Here is a 25,582-nt window from a genome sequence, read left to right as displayed (position 1 = left end):
AAAGGCTCGGAGCTTTACGGCTCCGAGCCTTTTTGCGGTCGATGCATCGTAAAACGGATCGTCAAAGGATCGAGATGGGCCTGTTCTGGCCCGCGGCGCAGATGTGCAGGTCGGAATAGTCGCTGTCGCGCGTCAGCGTCGCCGAAGATCCCAGCTCGTTGTCGAGGTCGGCGCCCAGCGCCTCGGCAAACGATCGCACGGCAAGACTCGGGCGGTTGTTCTCCTGCGAGATATGCATGGCGACGAGATGCTCGGTGCGCGCACCGACGAGTTCTGCGGCAGCAGTCGAGGCCTGCTCGTTCGAGAGGTGGCCGGCTGCGGACATGATGCGATCCTGCAGGTACCGCGGATACGAGCCGCAGCGGAGCATGGGCACGTCGTGGTTGCTCTCGAGGGCGAGGATGCGCGCATCCGCCAGCGCGTCGCGCGCCTCGTCGGTGAGCACGCCGGTGTCCGTGGCGTATCCGATCGAGTCCCCAGAGCACTCGAAGCGAAAGCCAACGGGGTTCACCACATCGTGAGACGTGGGGAAGGTCTGAACGCTCACCCCGGCAACGTCAAAGCGCAGCCCCGGGACGAACTCGCAGAAGGGGAGGACGGCGAGATAGGCGCGCGCCTCCGGTGTCCCCACGCTCGCGTAGAGTTCGATATCGAACGCCCGGCACCATACGCTGATGCCGCTGACATGGTCGGTGTGTTCGTGGGTGAGCAGCAGCGCCCGCACGTCGTGTTCGGAAAGACCGAGCTCATGCATGCGCTTGAGCACCTCGCGGCGTGAAAACCCGTCGTCGATCATGATGAGCCCCTGCGGACCCTCGACAAGGGCGCAGTTGCCCTTGGATCCGCTCCCCAAGATGTGAAGGTGCAGCGCACCGTATCCGTTGCCGTTCGATTCCACGACTTCTCCAATGGCTACAATGTATGCGTTCCAAGGAGGTTCCATGCCCACCGTCGCACAGCACTTTGCCCGGCTTCACCCAACATCGTCTCAGCGCCTGAGCGGGGCCGCACCAGAGCAGGCCTCTCCTGTGGTGCTCATGGTATCAGGCGGCGCGGACTCAACCGCCCTTCTGGTCATGGGCTGCACATCAAAGCTCGATTTGCGCGACGGTCGCGGTCTGGCGCGTATCGCACGCGAGCGCATCCACGTGCTCCACATCAACCATCACCTGCGGGGCGCCGCCTCCGATGAAGACGAGCGGTTCGTGCGCGACCTGTGCGCGCATTTCGGCGTTCCCGTCTGCGTTGAACACGCATCGTTTTCCGATCTCGGCGGCCAAAATCTCGAGGCGGCCGCTCGCGAGGCTCGCTATGCGGCGGCGCGCCGCTACGTGCGCGAGCTGTGCGCCCAGACGAACACCCCGCGCACGTCCGCCCGCATCGTGACGGCCCATACGGCCTCAGACCGCACCGAGACGTTTTTCATGAACGCCATCAAGGGCTCGGGGCCTGCGGGGTTGTCGAGCATTCCTCGTCGACGCAACATCATCGTTCGGCCTCTGATCGACATGACGCATGGGGAGCTGTGCCGCTATCTCGAGGTCGCGGGCATGACGTGGCGCGAGGACGAGACCAACAAGGACACGTCGTACCTGCGCAACTTCGTGCGGCACCGCGTGGTGCCGCTGGCGTCGGAGCGCAACGCAAATCTCGAGCGGACGATCGGTGCCACGTGCGACATCCTGGGCGAGGAGGATGCGTTCATGTCCCAGCTCGCAGCCCGTTCGCTGCGCGCGTGCGTCCGTCGCGAGCAGGAGGGGCTCATCGTCATCGATGCGGACCGTCTGGCATCGGCCGAGATCGCCATCGCGCGCCGCATGATTCGGCTCGCCTATCGCTTCGTGGCGCCCGAGGAGCGACTCGAGATGCGCCACGTCGAGGCGGTTCTTTCGTGCGTCGCCGCGGGAGCCGGTTCGCTCTCGCTTCCGGGAAGCGTCGATGCGCGCATGGAATTCGGCACGCTCGCCCTGCGCACCGCGGCCGCCCGCGAGAGCATCGTCGCCGGATGGGTGCCGGTTCCGGGCACCATGCCGCTGGCAAGCCAGGCGGTGCTCGAGACGAGCGTCGTCGAGGTGCCCCATGGAGCGGATCCGGTGGCATTCGCGCGCGAGCTGTCCGAGGCTTCCGACGAGTCGCAGACAGGGCGGACCGTATGCGTCGATGCCGCGGCGCTCGGCTATGCAGAGCGCGACCTGACCCGTCTGCTCGAGGCCTCGCCGGCTCTTCCGGCTGAGGTTTTAAACGCGCGCCTGTGGGTGGATGCCCCTGCTCCCGGTGATATCATGTGTCCGCTGGGCATGCACGGTCGTTCGAAGAAGGTCTCTGACATCCTCGGCGCGGCGCATGTTCCGGTGGCAGAGCGCGCGAGCGTCCCCGTCGTGAGGACATCTCCGGGCGGAGCCATTGTGTGGGTTGGTGGTATTCGCCTTGATGAGCGGTTCAAGTGCACGGCCGCAAGCAAGCTCTTGATAAAATTAGTCATTCGCGCCGTCGCTGAGACCGGTGCACGTATGGATGGGTAGGGTGTATCCAGCGGATACACGCAACAGAAAGGTCTGCCATGGAATCGCTGCATCCCGACGTCGATCGTCTTTTGCTCAGCCAGGAGGAGATCGCTGATATCGTCAAGCGCATGGGCGCGGAGATCACCCGCGATTACCAGGGGAAGGACCTGGTTCTCATTGCGGTTCTGCGCGGCGCCGTGGTCTTCATGGGCGATCTGATGCGTGCCGTCGAGTGCCCGCTCGCGATCGACTTCATGGCGGTGTCGAGCTATGGCGACGGTGCCAAGTCGTCGGGCATCGTGCGCATCGTCAAGGATCTCGATATCGATATCAAGGGTCGCGACGTGCTGATCGTCGAGGACATCCTCGACTCCGGGCTCACGCTGCGCTACCTGATGAAGAACCTGTCGAGCCGTCATCCCGCTTCGCTGGAAGTGGCTGCCTTCCTGCTGAGGGACATCGAGGGCAAGCAGGCTGCTATCGAACCCAAGTACATCGGTGCCCGCTGCCCCGAAGGCTTCCTGGTCGGCTACGGCCTGGACTTTGCCGAGCGGTACCGCAATCTGCCCTACGTGGGCGTACTCAAACCGGAGGTTTATTCGTAGATGACGTTTTGGAACGATACCGCCGAGAACAACGGGGTCGTCGTCATGGCCGATGGCGGCGATGACGACAAGAATCGTCGCGACGACGACGGCCTGTTCGGCTCGCTCGACGATCTCCGCAAAAGCGGTCGCACGCCGGGCGGTAACCACAGGCCCCCCTCGCGCATCGGCTGGCTGTACTTTCTGCTCGCCTGCATGCTGGTTGCGTACCTGTTCATGAACATGGGCGGCTTCTTCAACCGCTCGACGGGCGCGGTGCAGCTCACCACCAGCGATTTTGTGACGGCAGTCAAGGAAGGGCGCGTCGACACGGCCACCTACACGGTCGCCGATGGAAGCGTATCGGGCGCGTTTTGGCAAGACGCCTCTGACATCGGTCAGGATTCCGAGCTGGTGCCGTATACCGCCACGTATGTGGGCTCCGATACGCTGAACGAGCTCATGGCCGAATACGGTGGGGAAGACGGCGTCGAGTACGATGTCGACACGTCCGACCCCAATTTCCTGGCGAACCTTATTGTCAACGTGCTGCCCACCATCCTGCTCGTCTTCGTCATGTTCTACTTCATGAGGCAGATGCTCGGCGCCAACAACAAGGCCATGCAGTTCGGCAAGACCAACGCCAAGACCAACGAGTCCACACGCCCTAAGGTCAAGTTCGGTGATGTCGCCGGTATCGATGAAGCGGTCGAGGAGCTCAAGGAGGTTCGCGACTTCTTGGCCGACCCCGAGCGCTTCCGCAAGCTGGGCGCCAAGATTCCGCGTGGCGTGCTGCTGGTGGGCCCTCCGGGTACCGGTAAGACGCTGCTTGCCAAGGCGGTCGCCGGAGAGGCCGGCGTGCCGTTCTTCTCCATTTCCGGTTCCGACTTCGTCGAGATGTTCGTCGGCGTGGGAGCCTCGCGCGTGCGCGACCTGTTCAAGGAGGCGAAAAGCCAGGCCCCGTCGATCATCTTCATCGACGAGATTGACGCGGTCGGTCGCCAGCGCGGCGCCGGCTTGGGCGGAGGCCATGATGAGCGCGAGCAGACGCTGAACCAGCTGCTGGTCGAGATGGACGGCTTCGAGGATTCCGAGAGCGTTATCCTGATTGCCGCCACGAACCGCCCCGACATCCTCGATCCCGCCCTGCTGCGTCCCGGCCGTTTCGATCGCCAGATCACCGTCGACCGTCCCGACGTCAAGGGCCGAGAGCAGATCCTGCGCGTGCATGCGGCCAACAAGCCGCTTGCCGATGACGTGCGCTTCGACAAGCTCGCCAAGCTCACCGTCGGGTTCACCGGCGCCGATTTGGCGAACCTTCTGAACGAGTCCGCGCTTCTTGCGGCGCGTCGTCACCGCTCGACGATTTCGATGGCCGAGGTCGAGGAGTCGATGGAGCGCGTGATTGCCGGTCCGGAGCGCAAGGCGCGCGTCATGAGCGTGACCGAGCGCACCACGATCGCCTATCACGAGAGCGGCCACGCGCTGGTGGGCCATGTCTTGGAGCACTCCGATCCGGTCCACAAGATCACGATCATCCCGCGCGGCCAGGCACTTGGCTATACCATGCAGCTTCCGACCGAGGACCACTACCTCAAGACCAAAAACGAGATGCTCGACGAACTCGCGGTCTTTTTGGGTGGTCGCGTGGCCGAAGAGATCATGTGCGAGGACATCACGAGCGGTGCCTCCAACGACCTCGAGCGCGCGACGAAGATGGCGCGCGAGATGGTGACTCGCCTGGGTATGAGCGAGGAGCTCGGTACGCAGGTGTTCGGCGAGGCTCAGCATCAGGTCTTCTTGGGTCGCGACTACGCTGATCACCAGGATTATTCCGAGGAGACGGCTCGTCGCATCGATACCGAAGTCCAGCGTATCATGCGCGAGGCCCACGAGCGCGCCTACAAGATCCTGAACGAGCGCCGCGAGCAGCTCGAGCTTATGAAGCGCGTGCTGCTTGAGCGCGAGACGGTTGAGGGCGACGCCGTGACGGCGCTGCTCGACAACACGTGGGATGAGTATCTCGAGGCCCATGGCGAGGCCGACGAGGAGTCCCACGACGCACGTAAGGCGCGCGTTCCCAAGCAGTCCGACGAGGAGATCGCCGCCGAGGCCGCCGCGTTTGCCCAAGAAGCGCTTGCTTCCGAGCAATCGGACGAAGCGCCGGAGGCGTCGGATCAGACGGATGAATGACGAAGGGCCCCTGCCGGGGCCCTTTTTCTATGGGTCGGCTGCGGGGAGCCACCAGGAGTTTTCTGATGCATGCGGTCCGTTAACACGATTCGACCAGCTCCGATCTCGCCGATCTGACCCCATCATGCGCGTACAATGCAGCTAAACGTAGCCAAGGAGGTAGATATGGTTAACGACACGATGTTTGCACGCGGCGCCGAGAGCTCGGTCATCCGCGAGATCTTCTCGTACGGTCTCGAGCGCAAGGCGCAGATCGGTGCCGACAAGGTGTTCGACTACTCACTCGGCAACCCCAGCGTGCCGGCTCCTGCGGCAGTGCGCGCTTCCATCGAGCGTTCCCTGCAGCTGCCGAGCGATCAGCTCCATGGGTATACGCCCGCTCCCGGCCTTCCGGAGGTTCGTACCGCAGTGGCCGAATCGCTGAACCGCAGGTTCGGGACCTCGTACGGTATGGGCGATGTGTTTATGACCGTCGGCGCCGCAGCCTCGGTGTCCATGACGATCCATGCGCTCACGAACCCTGGTGAAGAGGTCATCGTGATCGCCCCGTATTTTCCCGAATATGCCGTGTGGATTGAAAAGGCAGGGGCGACGTGCGTGGAGGTGCTGGCGGACCAAGGTACGTTCCAGGTGGATGCCCAAGCCGTCGCGGCGGCCATCACGCCGCGCACCGCGGCGGTGATTATCGATTCGCCCAACAATCCGACCGGCGCCGTCTATACGCGGGAGACACTGGACGCGCTCGCTGCCGTGCTGAGCGCCGCGAATGCCGATCGCGATGAGCCGATCTACCTGATTTCCGACGAGCCGTACCGTGAGATCGTCTATGGCGTCGAGGTGCCATGGGTTCCCTCGATATACGAGAACACCGTTGTGTGCTACTCCTATTCAAAGTCCCTGTCGCTTCCCGGCGAGCGCGTGGGCTGGGTGCTCGTGCCCAATACCTGCCCGAACGCCTCTCGTGTCATGCCGGCCATCGCCGGCGCGGCCCGGACTCTCGGATTCGTGTGCGCCCCCGCGCTGTTCCAGCGCGTGGTTGCCGACTGCGTTGACGAGCCGTCTGACGTCGCCGCCTATGCTCGCAACCGCGAAGTGCTCACGCAGGCGCTCTCTTCATACGGGTATACCTATGTTGAGCCCGACGGCGCCTTCTACCTATGGGTCAAGGCGCTCGAGGACGATGCGGAGGCATTCTGCGAGCGTGCGAAGCGCTACGAGCTGCTTCCGGTGCCCTCGAACAGCTTCGGTGTGCCTGGCTGGTTCCGCTTGGGCTATTGCATCGACTACGATGTCATTGTGAACTCGCTTCCCGCCTGGAAGCAGTTGGCCGACGACTATCGCCGCGAGCGGTAAGGAGCTGAGGATGTCATACCACATCGCCTGCGATATCCACACGCATACGATCTTCTCGCGTCACGCCTATTCGACCATCGGGGAGAACGTCGCGGTCTGTCGCGAACGCGGCATGGAGCTGCTCGGCTCGAGCGATCACTTCAGCTCGATGCTCTTCCCCGATCAGCATCTCCGCAACTTCCAGTATTTCCTGAACCAGGGTTGCTGGCCTCGCGTGTGGGATGGCGTGGTGGTCCTGCGCGGCCTCGAGGTCGATATCGTCTCCCTCGATGGGGACCTGTTCGGCCAGGATATCGATGTGCCGAACACTATCGTGGGTCGTCCCTATGCGAGCGACGGCTCGCTGTTCGACCGCGTGACATCGGGCATGGACTATCTGATTGCAAGCGTCCACAACGGCGATTTCACCAAGGGTGCCCCCATCGCTCGCACGACGAATATGTATGTGAAGGCGCTGGAGAATCCACAGGTCTTCGTGCTTGGGCATACCGGGCGCTCGGGCGTTCCGTTTGACTATGACGAGGTGCTGACGGTCGCCAAGGAGAAGAACAAGCTGATCGAGATCAACGAGCACAGCCTTGAGATCGACTCGCGCGGCTGGTTCCATAGCGTCTGCTCGCGCATCGCCCAGCGGTGTGCCGAGATGGGCGTAGGGATCATCGTGTCGAGTGATGCCCACCTTTCGCCCGCGATCGGGCAGTTCCAGCATGCCCAGGATATGCTCGAGGGAATCGGGTTCCCGCAGGAACTCATCATGAATCGCGACCGTCGGACATTGCTGGAGGCGCTTGAACGCGCCGGGATCTGCAATCTGTGCGAGCTTGCGGATTTGGCTGATTACGAATAGCATGGCCCCGTGGGAACCCCGGGGTGAGGAGTCGGCATATGTCCGAGCGGACATTTGAGGAAGACCTGCAGCGCGCGATAGCGTTCCATGGCCACATGTGTGCGGGTCAGATCATCGGAACGCGTATGGCACGTATTGCGCTCGAGCATTTCGGCATCGAGGATCCGTATTCATATCGCGACCTCGTTGCCTTTGTGGAATGCGACCGGTGCCTTGCGGATGCCGTCATATCGGTTGCCAACTGCCATCTGGGCAGGCGCCGCCTCAAATGGGCTGACTACGGCATCATGGCGGCCACGTTCTACGACCTGGGAAGCGATCGTGCCATCCGCATCGCCGAGCGCCCGGATGTCCCGCATGCTCCGCGCGACAAGCAGGAGATGCTCGCGTTCTTTGCGGAGCTTACCGATGACGAGCTGTTTTACGCCCATGAGGTCTCGTTGACGGATTTCGACGAATTCGATCTGCCGGGACGGCCCCGCAGGAAACAGTACTGCGAGGTATGTGGCGACTTGATTCACGACAATCGCGCCATCGAGCGCGATGGGCATACATATTGCCGTCGCTGTGCCGGCGAGCACGTGTACTACACCCTGGGCGCACCCGTTTCCCTTTAAGGGAAATGGGTCGGTTGGGGACGGGTTCGTTTCAACCCATCAATGGGTTGAAACGAACCCGTCCCCAACCGACCCATCCACAACCTCTCAACAATCGGCGCTTCCTTAGGAAAACGTAAGGCTCTCCCCATGAGCCCGTCATGACTGCTTGGTATGCTAGACGTGAGTTGCCGCTCGGGAGGGAGGGGCCATGCGACACCGGGTGCTTTGCGCGACAGGACGTGCGCTTGCGCGAACGTCGATTGCCGCGATCATCTTGATCGCGCTCGTGGTCATGGCATGCGTCACCATACTCTACGTTCGCCATCATCAGCAGCAAAGAGATACGGGTGCGGTTGCCGCTCCTCGGGTGGCCCAGGCAGCCGAGTTGCCTCGTGAGGGTTCCTTTTTGCAAACTGTGCACCTGACCGACCTTCAAGCTCCTGGAACGGGGGAGTTCGGCGTTACGATACCCTGGGACGATGCGTGGTTCTTTTCCGATCCCACACGCTACAACCCCGATCTTGCGTTTGCCTCATCGGTGCTGGCATCGCTGGCGTATGCAGAGTCGGGTTACTACCAGCAGGGATCTGATCAGCCGGCGTATATGGAGCTCGCCCTCGCATCCCTGGGGTTCGAGGACGTTTCCACCGAGTCGTATCGTTATCGCAGCGAAGTGGTCGATGAAGTCTTATCGCTGGTCACGCAGACAGCGGACTCGGCGGCATATGCCATCGCATCAAAGCCTATAGCGAGTGCGGATGGCGCATATGATGCAGAGCTGATCTTGGTGTCCGTACGCGGTAGCTATGGGTCGGAATGGCTTAGCAACCTGCAGATTCTGTTTGAGCAGGACGAGCATGCCCAAGAGGCCGACCGCGCCATCGCAGATGCCGTGGTGCGGTCGTCTGGTGCGGACCGTGCGGCGGGAGCGGAGGAGGACAACCCTGGCTACACCGAGGCGGCGCAGGAGATTTGCGATGAGCTTTCCGGTCGCATCCGCCGCGCACACGGCAGAGGACGTTCGGTGAAGCTACTCGTGGTGGGGCATAGCCGTGGCGGTGCGATCGCCAACCTGGTTGGGGCCTGGGCCTGCGACAGCTTGTCTACTGCGGTTAGCGATAACGCCATCGTTCCGCTTCACGCGGGCGACGAGGTGTTTACCTACACCTTCGCAACGCCGGGGACGACCACCGACGCCGATGCTCGCGGCGGTCGGTACGCGTCGATTTTCAACGTGCTCAACCCGGCCGACATCATGACGTATCTTCCTCTGGAGGCATGGGGCTACGAACGCTATGGTGTTGACGCAAGCTTGCCGTCGAGCGAAGACGAATCCTTTGCGGAGCGCTATGAACAGATGAGCTCATCGTTTGCCGATATTGTTGGCTCCTCATGCCCGGTCGATGTCGATGCCGACCTGAAGGCGTGCGCCCTCATCGATGACCTTTCAGAGCGCATCGCCTCTATCGAGGAGCTTAAAACACCAGCCGGTGTTGCCCACGCCTTCGCGATACTGGCAGAGCACGTAGACCCAACCACCATGCTGAACGGCCATTACCCCAGCGTCTACATCGCATGGCTGGCGCAAGAGCGGCGGGAAGCCGCCTCGGATCAAGCCTCGTAGCTGCCGCGGTACTGAACCATGGTCACATCTCCGACGCCCTCGATCTCGCTGATGGTGTTGACCACGTTCATGTTGTCATCTTTCATAATGACCTCGACGGTCAGTTCCGTACGTTCATTTCGAACGACTTTCGATCGTACTTTCGTTTGATACTGCTCGAGTGAACGCCGTATCTCCTCTTCGATCGGCAGGTCTGCGGCGCATTCGACGACAAGCATGTAGGTGTTGTCACTCCCGCGGGCGCTCTTCAGGATGAAGAAGACGGCGGACACGAAGAGAAAAGCCACCACGCCGACATAGTAGTATGTTGCGCCGACGGCGATTCCCGTGGTGATGGTCCAGAAGAGGAACATGAGGTCCAAGGGGCTTTTCACTGCCGTACGGTAGCGGACAATGCTCAATGCGCCGACCATGCCGAGACTCAACATCACATTGGAGCTGATGGTAACGATAATCACGGCAGTCAATATGGTCATGACAACAAGGGAAATTGCAAAGGAGTGATCGTAGACTACACCTATGAAGCACTTGCGATATATGGCGAATATGCCCAGGCCGAGAAGCAGAGAGACCGCGAGCACGGTAACAAGTTGCCACGGGTCGACTGTTTCCGGAAACATGCTGAGGAATGAGTTTTTGAACAGATCCCCAAATGTAGTCGTTGCTTGGTCCATGGTATCGTGTCCCTTCTCTGTCTAAAGCATCACGGGGATGGGTGCGTTGCCGTTTAGGCGGTCAATGCACATGCAAAATTTGGAGGCTGATGTCTGCGTCGTATTGCGCATATGGAAGATGCGTCGGACGCGCTCGGGCAGGTATCCCGTGAATTTGATCTCCATTATGAGTTGTCCCGGAAACAGGACGCTGCGCGCTGCGGCCCCAGCATCAAAGATATCTTCATGTGGGGATACAGCACGTAGGTTCTTGTCGAAGGTGACGCGTACCGTGCCTGCTTCTAGCACATACGGCTCGCGTTCATAGTCCACAATAACCACGGGGCGCAACAGCCGATTGCGCCAGTCGAGATAAAACTCATGGGCCATTCTGGAGTTCTTTTCTAGCAGAAATCGACAATCGCCATCGAGGATGCGCCGATACTCGTCGAGTGACAACGCGACGGCTTCCTTGTTGATATAGGACCCTTGTTTGTATTTGCACTCGAGGTTGATGCTGGTGGTTTGGCAGTTGTAGATGCGAACGCGATACTTTTTGCGCGCATATACGCCGGCAAGCTTATCTCGATATGCGGTCTGATACATATCATCGAAGTACAAACTGCGAATCATGTATTCTCCGCCAGGGCCTGCATGGCGATCTCGGTCCATAAGAGTTCTGACCGCTTGCCGCAACGGCAAGTATTGAGCCTCATGCAGCACGTACTTCTGCTCATAGCGGTATGCCTTCATATGGGATGACTCCTATTGCAGTGTGAAGCTGTAGACGCCGGGATAGTAGAGATCGTTCACTTCTATCTGATTCATGGCGTTGACCGTCTGCCCGTCCTCGCGCGTGGCGATGACACGCCAGTAGAACTCTCCGGACTCCAAAGTGCTTTGCGGTATGGTCGCCTCGGTTGCTATCAATCCCTGCTGGCTGAACAAGGGGTCGCGCATGTCGGGATACCGACTTACCGTGATGTCGTAGGTAAACGACGCACCCTCGAAATCGTAAGCAGCCTCCCAGCTCAGGCGCACCTGGTCATCAACGCGCTCGGCTTCGAAGAGCCAAAACGGCATGGGGTCGTCCATGCTGTCCATGATGTTGTCATAGTTCTCTTCAACCTCATCACCCATCACAGAGATAAGGTGCTCGACCTCCGCCTGGTTGTGCTGAAGGTTGAGATAATCGGGCATGGCATAGATGTAGGGCTTCACGGTTTCGTAGTAGCCGTCAACCATCTGATCGACGGTTTCCTTGTTGAGCCATTTGTGCATCTGTTCTACGGTTTCTGCAAGCTCTTTGCGGCAGCGATCGTTTTTAAGGACGCGCTGGTGAAGTATAATTCTCCAGTAGTTGGCGATACCCCATTCCCAATCCGAGATTTGCGAATTTCCCTCCATTTGGTATTCAGCTCTCATTAGGCTCGTATCGCCGTCCCAGGGGATGAAATACCATTTTGTGCCGTTCAAGGGGCTATAAAGATAGTAGTTTTGCATCGTGGTGTCGCGATTGCCCATCAGCAGGTTAAACGCGAGCCACTGCATGTAGTTGTCCCGATCGAAGTAGGTATCGAGTATGTCGTTGATGTCGAGGGCCATGTCGTTAACGGCATCGACCATCTCCAACAGACGGGCGTTGTCTTCCCGCCCCCGACAGCTAATGACCGTATCCATGGCCCCTCGATCAAAGTCTTCAGCGTCGAAATTCTTGACCAGGTCGTTGGGCTCGTAATTGAAGCTGATGACTTTATACAGGTATCCAGCGCGGTCGAGGCCGTGATTCGCGAGGTATTTTTTTGTGGGGACCTCAACTTGGGTGAACAGGCCGTAGTCGACGAACTCGGTTGCTCCTGAGGTTTCGTCCTTGATGAAGAGGCGAGCGAACTGTGTGCGTTCGCTGGGTACATCCGAGAGGTTTTTGGCCAAGTCGAAATACAGCTTGTTGCGAATGCGCGTGGCATCAAAAGCGTGCTTATTGAGGGCGATATTACTCTGTCCCCTCCAGGTTCCTGCTTCATCGTTGAGGGAGAGCTTGTAGTTCTTCTGAGGCATGACGGTAGAAGAATTGCCACGGACGCGAATGGTTGCGTTGCTCTCGGTTTCGCCATAGCCCAGCATGCCCGGTTGGGGACCGGATTCATTGCCCACCTGTACCAAAGCTTCGGCATACACGTCGTTATCGAGATGAGCATCGTCGACAAAGCGAATTGCGTTGTTGACCTCGTTGAAGGTGTGATTCGTACCCTTCGCTTCACTTCCGTACCTTACGGTCACGTAGAAGTAGACGAGAGAATCTGGGTCATCCTCGGCGTAGACGCTTTTGTCTTCGTTCAGGCCGCTGTCGATATCGTCGGTTTCCGCGATCTGGAACCCCTGATCGTTCTGCTGAGCGTTCTTCTGGGCTTCGGCAATCGCCTCCGGTACATCCTCTGCTTCCTCATTGGGTATGATGGATTGACGAAGGCTTGAGGCGCCTGCCGCTAATGCCAGCAGCAGGAAGATGCCGGCCATTGCAGCCAGGTACGCCGGCTTCAACTTAATCCTTCTCATCGATTACCACCTCTTCATCGTGTCCGCTCTCGGGTGCATCTGCTTTAGCATTTCTGCCTTTGTACTGGTGGAGTAGGCTGATCTGGCGTTCTTGTTCGTTCACCAGGTCAGCGAGGTTCTTGAATATGCCCTGCGGCTCTTCGTAGAACAGTGGCTGACGGCAGAACACCTGGTATTCAAGGCGCTCCAGATACCTATGGAGATATTTGAGTCCAAAGATGGCGCACAGTGCGCCGGCGACCAGGAAGCCCGTTCCGTACCACTCGATGCCTGCCGGTAGAACGAGAATGGAGCAGAGGATACTCAACCCTGCGAACGATCCGCTCAACACGGCGGCGCCTTTGCGGTCATCGAAGTACAGGAGCATGGTCACGAGGCTTTTGACAAGCACGTAGAAGCAGTACCCCACGCACAGGTAGCGAAAGATAGAGAGCATCTCGAGGTCAAATGCAGAGTTTTGTAAAAAGTTGCCCAGAAACGTGATGCACAGCAGCTCGACGAAAAACTGAAGCTCGAAGACGTGCGCCAGTTCGCGAAAAGCGGTTCGTCTTAGGTTCTGGTTTTCGGTTCGGATGTCTGTAAGCGTTCCTCCGTAAAGGATGGTGTCGAAATAGGTTCGGTACGCTTTGTAGAAGTTCACCTCGAGCGCCACCACGAAGATCACCAGGAAAGGTATGATCGTAAGACTTGCCCAGAAGCAGGCAACATCATATTTCATGCAGTAGATCATATGCGGAATCACATGAGTTCGATACTCGCTGCACCAATATACGAAGTTGTGCCCAAACAACCCGAGGGCGGAAAAGAATCCCGTGAGTATCAGGCTCTTGTATTTATCCAGATAGGGGAAGAGCGTCACAAGGCTCAACGGGCCCATCGGATAAAACGTGATGAGCTCCTGCATGTAGAGGATCATCATCAAGACGAACCCTGCGGTCGATGCCAGAAATGCTGCGGTCAAGGGGTTTATACCGACAAGCATCAACACGATGCTGCCGCCGATGGCGAGCAGCGCTGCAATCAAGAATCCAGTTAACACCTTGAGGTACTTCTTGATGGCGGAGAGATATGCCATCTGGGTCCAAAGAATGAGCATCACTTCAAAGTGGAGGAAATTCAGCACCTTGTGCAGGAAGGGGGTGTCGAGCAGCGCAAGATAGATGACCGCTATGATGCCACCCAACACGAGCAGGTAGGCAATGGTGCAGAAAAAAGAGGGGAGAATCTGGTCCTTGTTGTCTTCGTAGATGCAATCCGAGATGAACCGGCTGATAAACATCAGCAGGGAATTTGACAGGATAAGGGAGAACACCATGATGTAGGTCGTGGTGATCAGGTAGACCTCTTGGTCAGAAAAGCTGGTGTTCCACATCCGCAGCAGGGTGCGGATGGCAAATAGCATCACGATGCACAACACCATGGGGCCTTCGGTAACCACTGCGGTGGTTGCATAGGCTTTGAGCGTGTTGATATAGCCGCCTTTTCGGCGGAAAAGCTTTTTCAGTTCGAATCCGACGCCCGCCATGGACCGCTCACCTCCCGGTAGAGCTGTCTGTAGGTAGTCAAGAAGTCTTCCTCTCGGTAGTAACGACTTACGCGGGCATGACCGTTTTCACCCATCTGTCGCATCAAGAGACGATCTTCTGCAAGCTGCAGTATGGTCTGGGACATAATGTTCGGACTCATGACGGGAACGATGATTCCTGCTGGGCCGATGCCATCGTCAACGCCTTCCAAAAGCTCCCGGCAGGATCCAACATCTGTTGCGACGATGGGGCGACGGCTTGCCATGGCTTCGAGTACTGCCAAGGGTTGGCCCTCGCTGATGCTGCTCAGAAGCATCAGGTCAAGCTCGCCGTACCACTGTGCCACATCGACGCGACCAACAAATGCAATATTGCGAACATGCAGGTTTTCGATGAGCTCTAGGCATTCCTGATAGTATTCGGGATTCTCGTCGGTAGGGCCAATCATGTAGAGGACTGCATCGGGGCGCCTTTCAAGCACCAAAGCGAATGCGTTGATCATGGTTTTGAGGTCCTTGATGGGAACGACGCGAATGACGGCGCCGATTACCAGGCCCTTGCGTTCGAGGGGAAGGGGATCGATATCTTCAAAACGTTGCAATTTGATGCCGTTCGGAATGACCCGGCAGCGATTCGCATCGGCGCCGTATTCAATCTGCAGATCGCGAGCATGCTGAAACAGCGAAACGATGGTGGTCGCCCTGCTATAAGCGGCACCCGCCATGCCCAAGAAAAAGTCGATCCAGGTTTTCTTGAAATAGATGTCGACCCATGTCGCCTTGAGAATCTCCTCTTCCCGTTCACGGCTGTAGATGCCGTGCTCGGTGATGATGAGCGGCTTTTCGGTCTGCTTTTGGAACAGTGCACCCAGCAGGCCAGCATAACCGGTCGAAACCGTATGGTACACATCGGCTTCGGGGGCGGGGCAGCGCAGGATGTTCAAGACGGGCAGCAGCATCGACCGGATGGTCCAAAACGCCTGGTTAAACGGAGTCATCCTGAAGGTGTCTTGGCATGCGTCCATCACGACGTCCAAAAAGGCATCGCTTGCGAGGAACTCATTTGCTTGGTAGGGGCCGTTACATGAGAACATGTCGAATAAGGTATTCCAATTCGGTTTGCTGGTGGTGATGAGGTCCAGCAGCGCTTCATGCTCTTTCGATTGAAGATCATAGCGCGCCGGCTTTCGTATCTTGGCATCCATATATTGGTCGAGGAAGTTTTCTTCGACATGTTCCACGTTGGAGGGCAGTGTGTATTTGAACTGTCCGCGTTGGGATTCGTTCGCCCCGATCGTGTAGATGATGAACGTGTGTTCCGGCATGCCTTGGATGAGCATTTGCACCCACGAAGAAACACCGCCGGCTACATATGGATAGCACCCCTCGGCTATCAGGCAGATTCTCATATCTCAGCCCTCCAGCTTAAAGGAGAACGTGGGCTCATAGATCTCCACGACATACCACTTCTCACCGGCAACATCGCTGACGGGTTTGACGCTGCAGTTGTCGTTGTCGGTGACCGCCTTCTTGTCGCTACGGAAATAGCAGTAGCTTGTACCGGTGTATCCGTTGCACTGGCCTTCGATCCTGCCGTCGGTCTCGGCATATGAGACATCAAGCTCCTCAGCGATGCGCAGCGCCTGTGCCGCCTCCACTGCGGTTGCCGGCTGCAGGCTCGAAAGGCAATCATTGATGTATTGCAGACGGGTGCAGTACTGTCGGTAGAGCTCTTCCCATGAAAGGCCCTGCCCGCGCTCTTCGTCCAAAATGTCGTCGGGATGAATGAAGTGGCTGAAGACCCCGTAGAGTCCTCCAACGCTGAGGGAAGTGAAACGATCGTAGGGGTCATCCAGTGTTCCGGAGGTTATCCGGGGGAATTCGACGATGCCGTCCGACGCGATCTCGAAATCTTGTTTGTAGACGCTGCCTTCCTCGCCTTCGCTTGTGTACACGCCGGATATCACCTGCAGATCAGGTAGGGCATGTGCCACGGCTTCGCGGCCGTCGGATCCTAGGTAGTTGGAGGGTGGCACGTACGTGTAGAGTTTGACATCGGGAAACAGATCTGCGGTGATGTCGAGCAGCTCGGTCAGGCTGGCCTCCATATCGCCTTCGTTATCCCAGGCATTGTATCCGAGGTCGGCGGGCACCTCGCCATCGAGGGCAAGGGACTGATGGTTGTAGCCGTGCGCGCCGATTTCAAAGTTGTTGTCGAGCAAGCTGTTGCCGAAGTACTGTTCCACCGTGTCTTTCTGGTAGAAGAAGTCGTCCGGATCGACGACGTCGTCGTAGGTCGCGATGAACAACCCAACATAATCGTAGTTGTATTGTTGGGCGGCGTTTTGCATATCCGGCCACCAGATATCTCGGAAGAACTCCTGCACGGTTCTGTTGTAGCCTTCCTCTATGACATCGCTTTGGGTGTTGTACTGCGGCGACGGAAAGTCGTCGATGAACACCGTCTTGGTGTTGATGACCGGATACATGTAGTTGCCGAGCAGGGTTGCAATGCAGCCCGCGGCAAAGCCTGTCCAGCTGTCGCCTACGATTGCCGTGGCGTTATAGGTGAGTATTTCTCCTTCTCCCGAATCGCTGCGCCATACCAGGGGGATTTCTCGATCGCCCACGAGCGCCGTGGCGTAGACGGGGCAGCTGTCTTCCACCTGAACGCCGAGCACGGCATCTCCGAATATGTCGGCATCTTTGAACGTTTGGCTTGTAGATCCCGGTATCAGCTCGTTAGTGAATCGAATGCCGTCTGATTGCTGATAGTTGCCATAATCTATGATGCCCATGTGCCGGTAAAGGGTCTGATATACGCCGCCCGGATCATCTGGAAGCAAACCAAGGAACAGCTTGCCTCCGTCGTTGACGTAATGCAGAAGACGCGTGCAGTCCTGACCGATCAATCCCTCCCAATCGGAAAACGCAACCATCACCATGTCGTAGTCTTGGTACGAGACGGAGTCCTTGCGCTCAGCGGAGAGGTATTTCGCGTCGATACGGAGCCAACCAAACACGCGTTCCAGGTTGGTTTGGTATTTTTTGGAGTTTTCGTCACCGGGATCATAGAGCACCAATGCGGAGGTGGTTGAGGCTTCCATATCCGCTTGGGATAGCGTATCCACGGGTTCGGAGCGCTGAAACGATACGCTCTGCTCGTCAGACCTGATGAGCAGCCCACTATTCATGGCAAACAGCACCACGGCGATAGCGATAGCTCCGAAGATATAGAGGTAGATCTTGCGATAGTATTTTTCCATATTCATCTACCTCCTCAAATACCTGATGTATTGCAGGGAACGTTCAGTGAGCACTACGGGCATGCTGCCAAGGTTGTCAAGGAGTCTGTCCAGTCCGGCGCGATCATTGAGTTGGACACACACATTGATCATGTCCACAACCGCATCTTCGCTGTCCGGATTGCTCGTAAGGAACCGCTCGGCGGTCTCTTTGGCATGGGTGCTATCGTGCGTCTTGAGATCGACTTTGATGCGTCGATGGAAGCACTCAGCACTTGGCGAAGCCTGTGCTAAGAGCTCATCGGAAACCTGAATATAGCGGTTGTAATATCGCGGCAGGCTGTTTTCGTCAATGACCTCGCTGCGGATAATGCTGTATAGCTCCTCTTCAAGTGCATAAAGCGCATCAGGGTTGTCGGGATCCTCGCGAAGACGCCGCTCAACGGCGACGAGCTGTCTCTGCATGCGCTCCTGAAGGTCCATGATCACGACGCTGGCATAATGGGACGTCTCACGATCCTCGTTGACAAGTGCTCGGCGCAGTACGTCCATGTAGTCGGCGGTATCGGATTGACGCAGCGTGTTCATAACCATTCGGCGACGCTCGTCATAGTTTTCCAGCTGGAGCACGTCTACGCCTGGGGCGGTTTTGGCGGCTTGCTGCGAATCGACGGCGCGAAGAAGCTGCAGTTCGTCAGTCAATTCTCCTCGACCCAAATAGAGTTCATCCATCTGGGCGTATGGGTTCTGCTCATAGAAGTAGTCAACGAGTTTCATGGTGACAACTCCCACAAGTGGGAGGAAGAGGCTGATCACCATGCGAACGATGGCTTCTTGAATTCGGCCATAGGTCTGGAACCAGTCCCATGGGTAGACGAGGGAGAGAATGACATGTATTGCCAGAAGTATGCATAAGATCATGTCCATAACCTAGTCCTCCCACGTTACCGAGAGGCCTTTGGATGCGAGACGCGCGCTCAGTTGGGCACGGGCGGAGTCGTCGACATATAAGAACAGGGCATGTGCGCTGCCGTCTGGTCCGACGCCGATGAGATCGGTGCTGCGCAGAAGCGGTTCAGCTCGTTTATAGAGCGCCTTAAGGCTGGTCGCCCCGTCGGTACAATTCAGGCGGCCCAGGGAAAACGGGCAGCCGAATTCTTTGTCGATGGTGCGTAGGGTTTCCAGCTCCTTAGAGAACGCCTTTGCGTTATAGATGCGCGTGCCGGGCAGAAAGAGCCTGTCGCGATTTTTTCGCTCGTACTCAAGTGCTTTGACCAGGTAGTCTTGAATCATCTGCACGAGTGTTTGGAAACGGTTCTCATAGTCGGTCGTGAAGTTTTCCAAAGGAATGTTGTAGATGGTGACCAGTGCCTTTGGCGTGCTGCCTTGCATAACCGGCATGGCCATGGATGGGTATCCGGCCATAAGATCGGTGTTTACGAAAATCTTTCCATCCATGATTCTGGTGTACAGTGTTGGCATGGAGGTAAGGTCTTTGCTTCGCTGGAGATTGGGAGACCATGCTGCTGAGCAAACCGATAGGCGAGCCCACTGATGGCGCTTCCCTGCGAGGATGTAGAATGCCGCGCCCTCGCAATTCATGACTTGCTCTGCTACGCGCACGGTGCGTGCCATGAGCATGCGCTGATCGGTGGAATCCAATTCCGACATGATGGAGTACATGCGAGTGAAGCTCTCTTTGGAAACAACGATTTGCTTCTGCAGCTGGTTTTTGAGCGACACAACCTCTCGATACAGCCGCTTAAGCAGGTCATAGCGTTGATTAAGCTCATCTTTCTCTCTTTGAAGCGTATCGTATTCATCGTTTTTCTTATCGCTCCAATAGCCTCCGAACGCACCAGCTACACCGAAAATGATGAACGGAATCCACGTGCCGACGTTGTAGAGCAGATACGACAAGTCGATTCCTGAGTGCAGTAGGCTCACGGCGTAGCTGCAGCAGGCGAGCGCCGTAGCTATCAGTCCTTGCCGCATGCCGAAGGTGATGGCGATGATCACCACATAGAGAAGGCGGACGTCGACGTATCGCAGGTCGCTCCAATCTTCGGTTAGCGCTGAAGTTGTTGCGGCGACGGCGAAGAGCAAAAAGTTCTGGATGGTTGCCCAGGCAAACGAATGGCTTCGGAGCACCTGCAACCAGGTGCGTCTTTCTTCCTCTTCTTGAACCACAGTCTTGCGAGAGAGGCTCTTTTGTAGAAACAACTCGCCTTTCTCGGTGAACAGATAGAAAGGCATCCAGCCGGTGAGGAGGCGTATCTCGTCTGAAGGCCGTTCGTCGCAAAGGTATTGTGTGCCTCCGTATTCAATCTCCCCGCTGTAATGAGCGACGTGTGCGACCGATGTGCAGAGCGTGCGCGCGGTTACAGGGGACCCGGTCAACACGGTGTGCGTTCCCATGGTGTTGAGGTTTACGAGTCGAAGGAACGCCTCTGCTAAATCAGATGCGCACAGCAGGTCAAGCTCGGAATCGGCGGTGAAGGGGATGCGAGGGACATCGTCTTCTGTCATGTCGTGTATCAGCTGTTCAACAAGCGTGGCAGTTGTGATGTCATCGCTGAACAAGAGGCCCATGCGCAAAATGAGCAGGCTCATGTTGTTCTGTTTGCTGAACGAGGCTGCCATGCGTTCGGCTGCACGCAGCTCTTCAAGTTCGGGATTGAGGAGATGGTCGTCAGCCAGCTGGTCGCTCGAAAGGAGGCAGATTCGCTTCGTTTTGGCCGCCGCGGCTGTCCTCAGCACGACGTTCAGGGTGCTCAGGAGCGATCCGTATGCGTTCTTGCTCCTACTTGTCTTTTCACGCCAAGGGGCGGTCAGAAAAATGAGGTAGTCGGCTGCCTCTCCTTCGAGGATTTGCTTGCACGTTTTTGGGGTGATGCTGCTGCGAAAGACCTTTCCATGGATCTTGTCTCCCCAGAGCGGCAGCGTGGGTTCATCCGTGAGCCATGCGATGTGATGGCCCTCACGGTACATGCGCGTGGCGATGGAGCTACCCGCCGTGTCACAGGCTCCAACGAATAAGAAGTTCATATGCGTAGCACCCGACTACTACACGAACGATGCCTTTTTCAACAACAAAATGATACTACACTTCTTGGAAGAAAATGTGGCTCTAGGTGCAGCATATATATCTAGTTTTAGTGTTATCATATCAAAAATATAATAATACTATAATATCAGTATCATTATCAACTTATTTTATAATACCCTGTTCAAAATCGCGACCGTCTCCACATGCTCAGTGTGGGGGAACATGTCAACGGGCGTCAGACGCGTTAGACGATATCCCCCGCGTGCGAGATGCTCGATGTCGCGCACCTGTGTCTGAGGGTTGCAGCTGACGTAGACGATGCGGCGGGGAGCCATCGCGCACGCCGCGTCGAGGCATGCGGGCGTAGAGCCCGCTCGCGGCGGGTCGAAGCACAGCACGTCGACGCGCTCGCCTCGCTCGGCGGCGCGCTTCATATACGAGGTGGCGTCATCGTTGATGAATCGCGCGCGCTGCTCAAGGCTGTTCAGCTGCGCGTTGCGCTTTGCATCGGCGATGCCGGCGGCGTTGCGCTCGACGCCGATGATCTGAACGTTGACCCCTGCATCCGATGCTGCCTGCGCGGCGCACAGGCCGATGGTGCCGCTGCCGCAGTAGGCGTCCATCAGAACGTCCCCCTCTTCAAGCCCCATGCCTTCGATGGCGAGCTGATAGAGCACCTCCGTCTGTGCGGGGTTCGTCTGGTAGAACGCGGTGGGGGAGATGTCGAAGGTGCATCCGAGCAGCTGATCGCGCAGGTGGGTGCGTCCGAAAAGGATGTGCGTGTCGTTGCCCAGGATCGCGTTGGTGACGCGAGGGTTGACGTTTTGGGCGATCGTGGTGATGCGCCCGTCGATACGCTGAAGGGCCTCGATGAACGCTCGATAGCGTGGCAGCTGTCGCTGACTCGTCACGAGCGTCAGCATGGCCTCGTCGGTGCGCCATCCCATGCGGAGGACGGCGTAGCGCAGCAGGCCGCGGTGGGTGTCCTCGTTGTAGGCGGGGATGCGGCAGGATTCTGCTGCGTGCGCCACCGCGTTGAGGATATGCCGGGCGTCAGGCGCCTCGACGATGCAGTCCGGAACGTGCACGATGCGGTGGGTGCCCCGTGCGAAAAACCCGCAGCGCACCCCTCCGTGCTGGCTGGGTGCAAACGGGGTGACCGCTTTGTAGCGGAATGCGCGCGGAGCTGGAAGCGACCCCTCACCGGCGCAACCGCCCATGCCTCGCACGGGATCGATGGAGACATCCCACTGATGGCGTGCGATGAGCGGGGCGAAGAGCTCCTCGGTGGCCTGCTGCTTGCGGGCAAGCTGCTTGCGATAGGGCATGCCAAGCCAGGTGCAGCCGCCGCACGAACGCATAACCGGGCACGGCCCGTCGGCTGTGACGCGCTTTTGCTTGAGCGGGGCGGAGGGCTTTGGCATAAACGATCCAATCGAGCGCTGGGTGTGGGTCAAAACAGAACCATTGTGCTGCATGAAAGCGGTCCGCGCCCGCCTTCAGCAAAATGAACACGTCTCAAGGGGTGCGAGGTGCCGATGAGAGGGGAGGCCAAAACGAAAACGGGACTTTTGGGTACATATTTTGAGACCCTCTGTGTAGACCTATAGGTAGATCATATTCAATACTGTTAAGAATATACATAAAGATATCTATCAGGCCATCTACTTACGGACCCATGAATGATGTACCCAAAAGTCCTTTTTTGCTTGAGCAACATATTTAAATAAATAATAATTATAGAAAAACATTACATCAAGGGTGGTATGCCGGGTTTTCCGGCATACTACCCTTGATTCCAGCGCCATTCGCATCCGGCCCCTGCCCCATGTGTCCGATGTGGCCACTTTGCTGCCGTGGCCCCATTCTTTTTCGTATGCTGCCGCATCGAGTGGGTAGGATATCTGCATTCGGAACTCGAGGCGGCCTTTCGCCGATCCACATATCCCAAAGGAGATTCGGTGCTCGAACTCAAAGGCATTACCAAGGACTATCCGGCAGGTGATTCCGTCGTCCATGCGCTGAAGGGCATATCGGTTACCTTCCGTGACCAGGAATTCGTGAGTATCCTCGGCCAGTCCGGCTGCGGCAAGACCACGTTGCTCAACATCATCGGCGGACTCGACCAGTACACCCGCGGCGACCTCGTCATCAACGGACGATCGACCAAAAGCTACCTTGATCGCGACTGGGACACGTATCGAAACCATTCCGTGGGCTTCGTCTTCCAGAGCTACAACCTGATCCCCCATCAGAACGTCATCGCGAACGTGGAGATGGCGCTGCTGCTCTCGGGTGCACCCAAGGCGGAGCGCCGGCAGCGCGCCGAGGAGGCTTTGGCACAGGTCGGCTTGGCTGAGCATATGCACAAGCGCCCCAACCAGCTCTCCGGCGGTCAGATGCAGCGCGTCGCCATCGCGCGCGCCATCGTCAACGATCCCGAGATCATCCTGGCAGACGAGCCGACGGGCGCGCTCGATACCGACACCTCCGTCGAGGTCATGGAGATCCTGAAGCGTCTGTCGCGCGATCGCCTGGTCATCATGGTGACCCATAACCCTCAGCTTGCCGAGGAGTATTCGGATCGCATCGTTCGCATCTCAGACGGCGTTCTGATAAGCGATTCCAATCCCGTCGACTCCCAGGTCGAGTACCTCACCGAAGAACAGATCCAAGAGCACGCCGTCGCCGATGCGCGCAAGGGCAAGCGGGGCATGAGCTATCTATCGGCCATCATGCTGTCGTTCAACAACCTCATGACCAAGAAGGGGCGCACGTTTCTCACGGCGTTCGCGGGGTCGATCGGCATCATCGGCATCGCGCTGATTCTGTCGCTGTCGGATGGAGCGCAGAACTATATCGCCGAGACCGAGGAATCGACGATGGGCGACTACCCGCTCACGATCCAGGAGACCTCGATCGACATCGCGAGCATGATGACGTCCATGATGGGGACCGCCGGAGAGGCGGCATCCGAGAACACATCGGGCGAGGTCGAGTCGAAAGACCTGGTGACCGATATGGTGACCAGCGTCGCCGACGGTGCCAACGAGAACGACATGGAGGCCATCAAGAAGTGGCTCGACTCCAACCCCGGTGACATCAACGATTACGTGACCGCGATAGAGTACAGCTACGACACTCCGCTCAACGTCTACAAGTCCGATACGTCGGATGGCCCGGTGCAGGTCAACCCCGCGACCGTGATGGACTCGCTCGGCTTCTCGACTTCCGGCTCGACACAGACCGAGATGATGAGCTCCATGTCGGGGACGAGCGGTTCGAGCTATGACGTATGGACGGCGCTGCTCCCCAACCGCGAGCTGTGGGATCGCGACTACGACATCGTTGCCGGCCGCATGCCCGAGAGCTGGAACGAGGTCGTCATCTACGTCGACCGTAACGACCGCATCTCGGACTACACGCTCTACGCGCTCGGGCTGCTCGATCAGTCCGACCTGCGCGGCATGATGGCCGACGTCATCGCCGGCAAGCGTGTCGAGGAGGTCGAGCAGACGAGCTACACCTATGACGAGCTCATGGATCTCGCGTTCAAGCTCGTGCCCGAGAGCTCCAAGTACGCAGAGCAGGACGACGGCACCTGGCTTGATATGGAGGATGACGACGCCTACATGACCGATGTGGTCAACAGCGCCGAAGAGGTGCGCGTCGTGGGCATCGTGCGCCCTTCGGAGGACAACGATTCGGGTAGCAACTGGGGCGCCGTCCTGTATACACCTGAGCTCATGGAGCACATGGTCGGCCTCGTTAACGACAGCGCCGTCGTGGAGGCCCAGCAGGGCAATCCCTCGACGGACATCTTCACCGGCATGCCCTTCCAGGATTCTTCGACCGACGAGCTCACCATGGAGGGCATCGAGGCCCTGATCTCCCAAATGCCCGCCGAGCAGGGTGCTCAGCTGCAGGCCTACGTCGACCAGCTGAGGAGCGAGGGCCTGTCGGACGAGGAGATCGTCTCCGCCTTCTCGCGCCAGATGTCCCAACAGACCGACAACGCGACCTATGACGGCAATCTGGAGAAGCTCGGCGTCGCGGACCTGGACGATCCGTACTCCATCAACATCTACCCCAACGACTTCGAGGCCAAAGAGTACGTCGACAACCTCATCGCCGAGTACAACGACGACATCGCCGCATCGGGCGAGGGGACCGAGATCCAGTACACCGATATCGTGGGGACGCTGATGTCGAGCGTGACCGATATCGTGAACGCCATCACCTACATCCTCATCGCGTTCGTAGCGATCTCGCTGGTGGTGAGCTCGATCATGATCGGCATCATCACCTACATCTCCGTGCTCGAGCGCACCAAGGAGATCGGTATCCTGCGCGCTATCGGCGCGAGCAAGCGCGACGTGAGCCGCATCTTCACGGCAGAGACGTTCATCATCGGATTCGTCTCCGGCGTGCTGGGCATCGCGGTCACGGTCCTGCTGGACATCCCCGCCAACATGATCATCGAGCAGGTGGCGGGCGTGGCCGATCTCGCGGCGGTGCCCGTCGGCGCCGGTGTCGCGCTGGTGCTCATCTCGGTCGTGCTCTCGCTCGTCGCCGGCGTGGCTCCCAGCCGCATGGCCGCGAAGAAGGACCCGGTCACGGCGCTGCGCACCGAATAGAACCCCATCGCAACGCAAGGGTTTCAGGGCCGCGTGCGGGAGCTGTCCCGTACGCGGCCTTTCCGTATACCTCCTTACGATTCGTTTACCAATATTTACCAGCCACAATGCCGGATTGTGCAGTTCCTGCGTAGAGATGTTGCGTCGTCAACATCTCAAAATTTTTAACTAAAATGCTTTAGCGAGTTTTGCAGACAGGGGCGTGCGCGCTGC

The 25,582-nt window shown here is 58.1% G+C and carries 18 protein-coding genes; 8 read left to right on the top strand and 10 right to left on the bottom strand.

Annotation, left to right across the window (positions count from 1 at the left end):
* Positions 1 to 61 precede the first annotated feature (61 nt).
* A complete protein-coding gene (locus tag B5F74_RS06020; RefSeq protein WP_239283378.1) occupies positions 62 to 898 on the bottom strand; it encodes an MBL fold metallo-hydrolase in 837 nt (278 codons plus the stop codon).
* A 43-nt stretch (positions 899 to 941) separates the two neighbouring features.
* On the opposite strand from B5F74_RS06020, the gene tilS reads away from it, so the two are divergent.
* The 7 genes from tilS (at position 942) to B5F74_RS05985 (ending at position 9,704) form a co-directional block, all read left to right on the top strand.
* Positions 942 to 2,522 (top strand): tRNA lysidine(34) synthetase TilS, encoded by a 1,581-nt coding sequence (gene tilS, locus B5F74_RS06015; protein ID WP_204212467.1) that lies wholly within the window; start codon positions 942 to 944, stop codon positions 2,520 to 2,522.
* A gap of 38 nt (positions 2,523 to 2,560) precedes the next feature.
* Complete coding sequence (gene hpt / locus B5F74_RS06010) at positions 2,561 to 3,109, top strand: hypoxanthine phosphoribosyltransferase (RefSeq protein WP_066831032.1); 549 nt, start codon at positions 2,561 to 2,563, stop codon at positions 3,107 to 3,109.
* On the top strand, positions 3,110 to 5,281 hold the full coding sequence (gene ftsH, locus B5F74_RS06005) for an ATP-dependent zinc metalloprotease FtsH (RefSeq protein WP_087200859.1): 2,172 nt from the start codon (positions 3,110 to 3,112) through the stop codon (positions 5,279 to 5,281).
* A 165-nt stretch (positions 5,282 to 5,446) separates the two neighbouring features.
* On the top strand, positions 5,447 to 6,634 hold the full coding sequence (locus tag B5F74_RS06000) for a pyridoxal phosphate-dependent aminotransferase (protein ID WP_087200858.1): 1,188 nt from the start codon (positions 5,447 to 5,449) through the stop codon (positions 6,632 to 6,634).
* Positions 6,635 to 6,644: 10 nt separating this feature from the next.
* Positions 6,645 to 7,481, top strand: coding sequence for a phosphatase (locus tag B5F74_RS05995; RefSeq protein ID WP_087200856.1), 837 nt, complete (start codon positions 6,645 to 6,647; stop codon positions 7,479 to 7,481).
* A gap of 38 nt (positions 7,482 to 7,519) precedes the next feature.
* Entirely contained in the window at positions 7,520 to 8,098 is a 579-nt protein-coding gene (locus tag B5F74_RS05990; RefSeq protein WP_087200855.1) for an FmdE family protein, read from the top strand.
* Positions 8,099 to 8,288: 190 nt separating this feature from the next.
* Positions 8,289 to 9,704, top strand: a complete 1,416-nt coding sequence (locus B5F74_RS05985; protein ID WP_087200853.1) for a hypothetical protein — start codon at positions 8,289 to 8,291, stop codon at positions 9,702 to 9,704.
* On the opposite strand, the gene B5F74_RS05980 is transcribed toward B5F74_RS05985, so the two are convergent.
* The 9 genes from B5F74_RS05980 to rlmD form a co-directional block, all read right to left on the bottom strand.
* The gene (locus tag B5F74_RS05980) at positions 9,692 to 10,378 is read right to left on the bottom strand and encodes a DUF4956 domain-containing protein (RefSeq protein WP_087200851.1); all 687 of its coding nucleotides are present in this window, start codon (positions 10,376 to 10,378) and stop codon (positions 9,692 to 9,694) included. The genes B5F74_RS05985 and B5F74_RS05980 overlap by 13 nt on opposite strands.
* 21 nt (positions 10,379 to 10,399) lie before the next feature.
* A complete protein-coding gene (locus tag B5F74_RS05975; protein WP_087200849.1) occupies positions 10,400 to 11,110 on the bottom strand; it encodes a polyphosphate polymerase domain-containing protein in 711 nt (236 codons plus the stop codon).
* Between the two features lie 12 nt (positions 11,111 to 11,122).
* Positions 11,123 to 12,913: a CotH kinase family protein gene (locus B5F74_RS05970; RefSeq protein ID WP_087200847.1), complete on the bottom strand. Its 1,791-nt coding sequence runs from the start codon at positions 12,911 to 12,913 to the stop codon at positions 11,123 to 11,125.
* A complete protein-coding gene (gene pelG / locus B5F74_RS05965; RefSeq protein ID WP_087200845.1) occupies positions 12,900 to 14,438 on the bottom strand; it encodes an exopolysaccharide Pel transporter PelG in 1,539 nt (512 codons plus the stop codon). The genes B5F74_RS05970 and pelG overlap by 14 nt, the downstream gene beginning before the upstream one ends.
* Positions 14,414 to 15,847 (bottom strand): GT4 family glycosyltransferase PelF, encoded by a 1,434-nt coding sequence (gene pelF / locus B5F74_RS05960; protein ID WP_087200844.1) that lies wholly within the window; start codon positions 15,845 to 15,847, stop codon positions 14,414 to 14,416. Before pelF ends, pelG begins: the two co-directional genes overlap by 25 nt.
* A 3-nt stretch (positions 15,848 to 15,850) precedes the next feature.
* Positions 15,851 to 17,710 carry a DUF2194 domain-containing protein gene (locus B5F74_RS05955; RefSeq protein ID WP_087200842.1) on the bottom strand — a complete coding sequence of 620 codons (1,860 nt, stop codon included), beginning with the start codon at positions 17,708 to 17,710 and terminating at the stop codon, positions 15,851 to 15,853.
* Positions 17,711 to 18,610: a hypothetical protein gene (locus tag B5F74_RS05950; RefSeq protein WP_087200841.1), complete on the bottom strand. Its 900-nt coding sequence runs from the start codon at positions 18,608 to 18,610 to the stop codon at positions 17,711 to 17,713.
* A 3-nt stretch (positions 18,611 to 18,613) separates the two neighbouring features.
* Complete coding sequence (locus B5F74_RS05945; RefSeq protein ID WP_087200839.1) at positions 18,614 to 20,731, bottom strand: NAD-dependent epimerase/dehydratase family protein; 2,118 nt, start codon at positions 20,729 to 20,731, stop codon at positions 18,614 to 18,616.
* Positions 20,732 to 20,899: 168 nt separating this feature from the next.
* A complete protein-coding gene (gene rlmD, locus B5F74_RS05940; protein ID WP_087200837.1) occupies positions 20,900 to 22,156 on the bottom strand; it encodes a 23S rRNA (uracil(1939)-C(5))-methyltransferase RlmD in 1,257 nt (418 codons plus the stop codon).
* Between the two features lie 537 nt (positions 22,157 to 22,693).
* On the opposite strand from rlmD, the gene B5F74_RS05935 reads away from it, so the two are divergent.
* A complete protein-coding gene (locus tag B5F74_RS05935; protein ID WP_087200836.1) occupies positions 22,694 to 25,369 on the top strand; it encodes an ABC transporter ATP-binding protein/permease in 2,676 nt (891 codons plus the stop codon).
* Positions 25,370 to 25,582 lie beyond the last annotated feature (213 nt).

Origin of the sequence: Collinsella sp. An271 (assembly GCF_002159695.1) — a bacterium.
GTDB classification, from domain to species: Bacteria; Actinomycetota; Coriobacteriia; order Coriobacteriales; family Coriobacteriaceae; genus Collinsella; species Collinsella ihumii.
This window is presented reverse-complemented; position numbering and strand designations above follow the sequence as displayed.

Excerpts from the sequence above, each read along its gene's own strand:
- rlmD (WP_087200837.1), bottom strand. The coding sequence starts at position 22,156 with ATGCCAAAGCCCTCCGCCCCGCTCAAGCAAAAGCGCGTCACAGCCGAC.
- B5F74_RS05955 (WP_087200842.1), bottom strand. The coding sequence starts at position 17,710 with ATGAATATGGAAAAATACTATCGCAAGATCTACCTCTATATCTTCGGA.
- tilS (WP_204212467.1), top strand. The coding sequence starts at position 942 with ATGCCCACCGTCGCACAGCACTTTGCCCGGCTTCACCCAACATCGTCT.
- hpt (WP_066831032.1), top strand. The coding sequence starts at position 2,561 with ATGGAATCGCTGCATCCCGACGTCGATCGTCTTTTGCTCAGCCAGGAG.
- pelG (WP_087200845.1), bottom strand. The coding sequence starts at position 14,438 with ATGGCGGGCGTCGGATTCGAACTGAAAAAGCTTTTCCGCCGAAAAGGC.
- pelF (WP_087200844.1), bottom strand. The coding sequence starts at position 15,847 with ATGAGAATCTGCCTGATAGCCGAGGGGTGCTATCCATATGTAGCCGGC.
- B5F74_RS05985 (WP_087200853.1), top strand. The coding sequence starts at position 8,289 with ATGCGACACCGGGTGCTTTGCGCGACAGGACGTGCGCTTGCGCGAACG.
- B5F74_RS05950 (WP_087200841.1), bottom strand. The coding sequence starts at position 18,610 with ATGGACATGATCTTATGCATACTTCTGGCAATACATGTCATTCTCTCC.
- B5F74_RS05970 (WP_087200847.1), bottom strand. The coding sequence starts at position 12,913 with ATGAGAAGGATTAAGTTGAAGCCGGCGTACCTGGCTGCAATGGCCGGC.
- ftsH (WP_087200859.1), top strand. The coding sequence starts at position 3,110 with ATGACGTTTTGGAACGATACCGCCGAGAACAACGGGGTCGTCGTCATG.
- B5F74_RS06000 (WP_087200858.1), top strand. The coding sequence starts at position 5,447 with ATGGTTAACGACACGATGTTTGCACGCGGCGCCGAGAGCTCGGTCATC.
- B5F74_RS05945 (WP_087200839.1), bottom strand. The coding sequence starts at position 20,731 with ATGAACTTCTTATTCGTTGGAGCCTGTGACACGGCGGGTAGCTCCATC.
- B5F74_RS05975 (WP_087200849.1), bottom strand. The coding sequence starts at position 11,110 with ATGAAGGCATACCGCTATGAGCAGAAGTACGTGCTGCATGAGGCTCAA.
- B5F74_RS05990 (WP_087200855.1), top strand. The coding sequence starts at position 7,520 with ATGTCCGAGCGGACATTTGAGGAAGACCTGCAGCGCGCGATAGCGTTC.
- B5F74_RS05995 (WP_087200856.1), top strand. The coding sequence starts at position 6,645 with ATGTCATACCACATCGCCTGCGATATCCACACGCATACGATCTTCTCG.
- B5F74_RS05980 (WP_087200851.1), bottom strand. The coding sequence starts at position 10,378 with ATGGACCAAGCAACGACTACATTTGGGGATCTGTTCAAAAACTCATTC.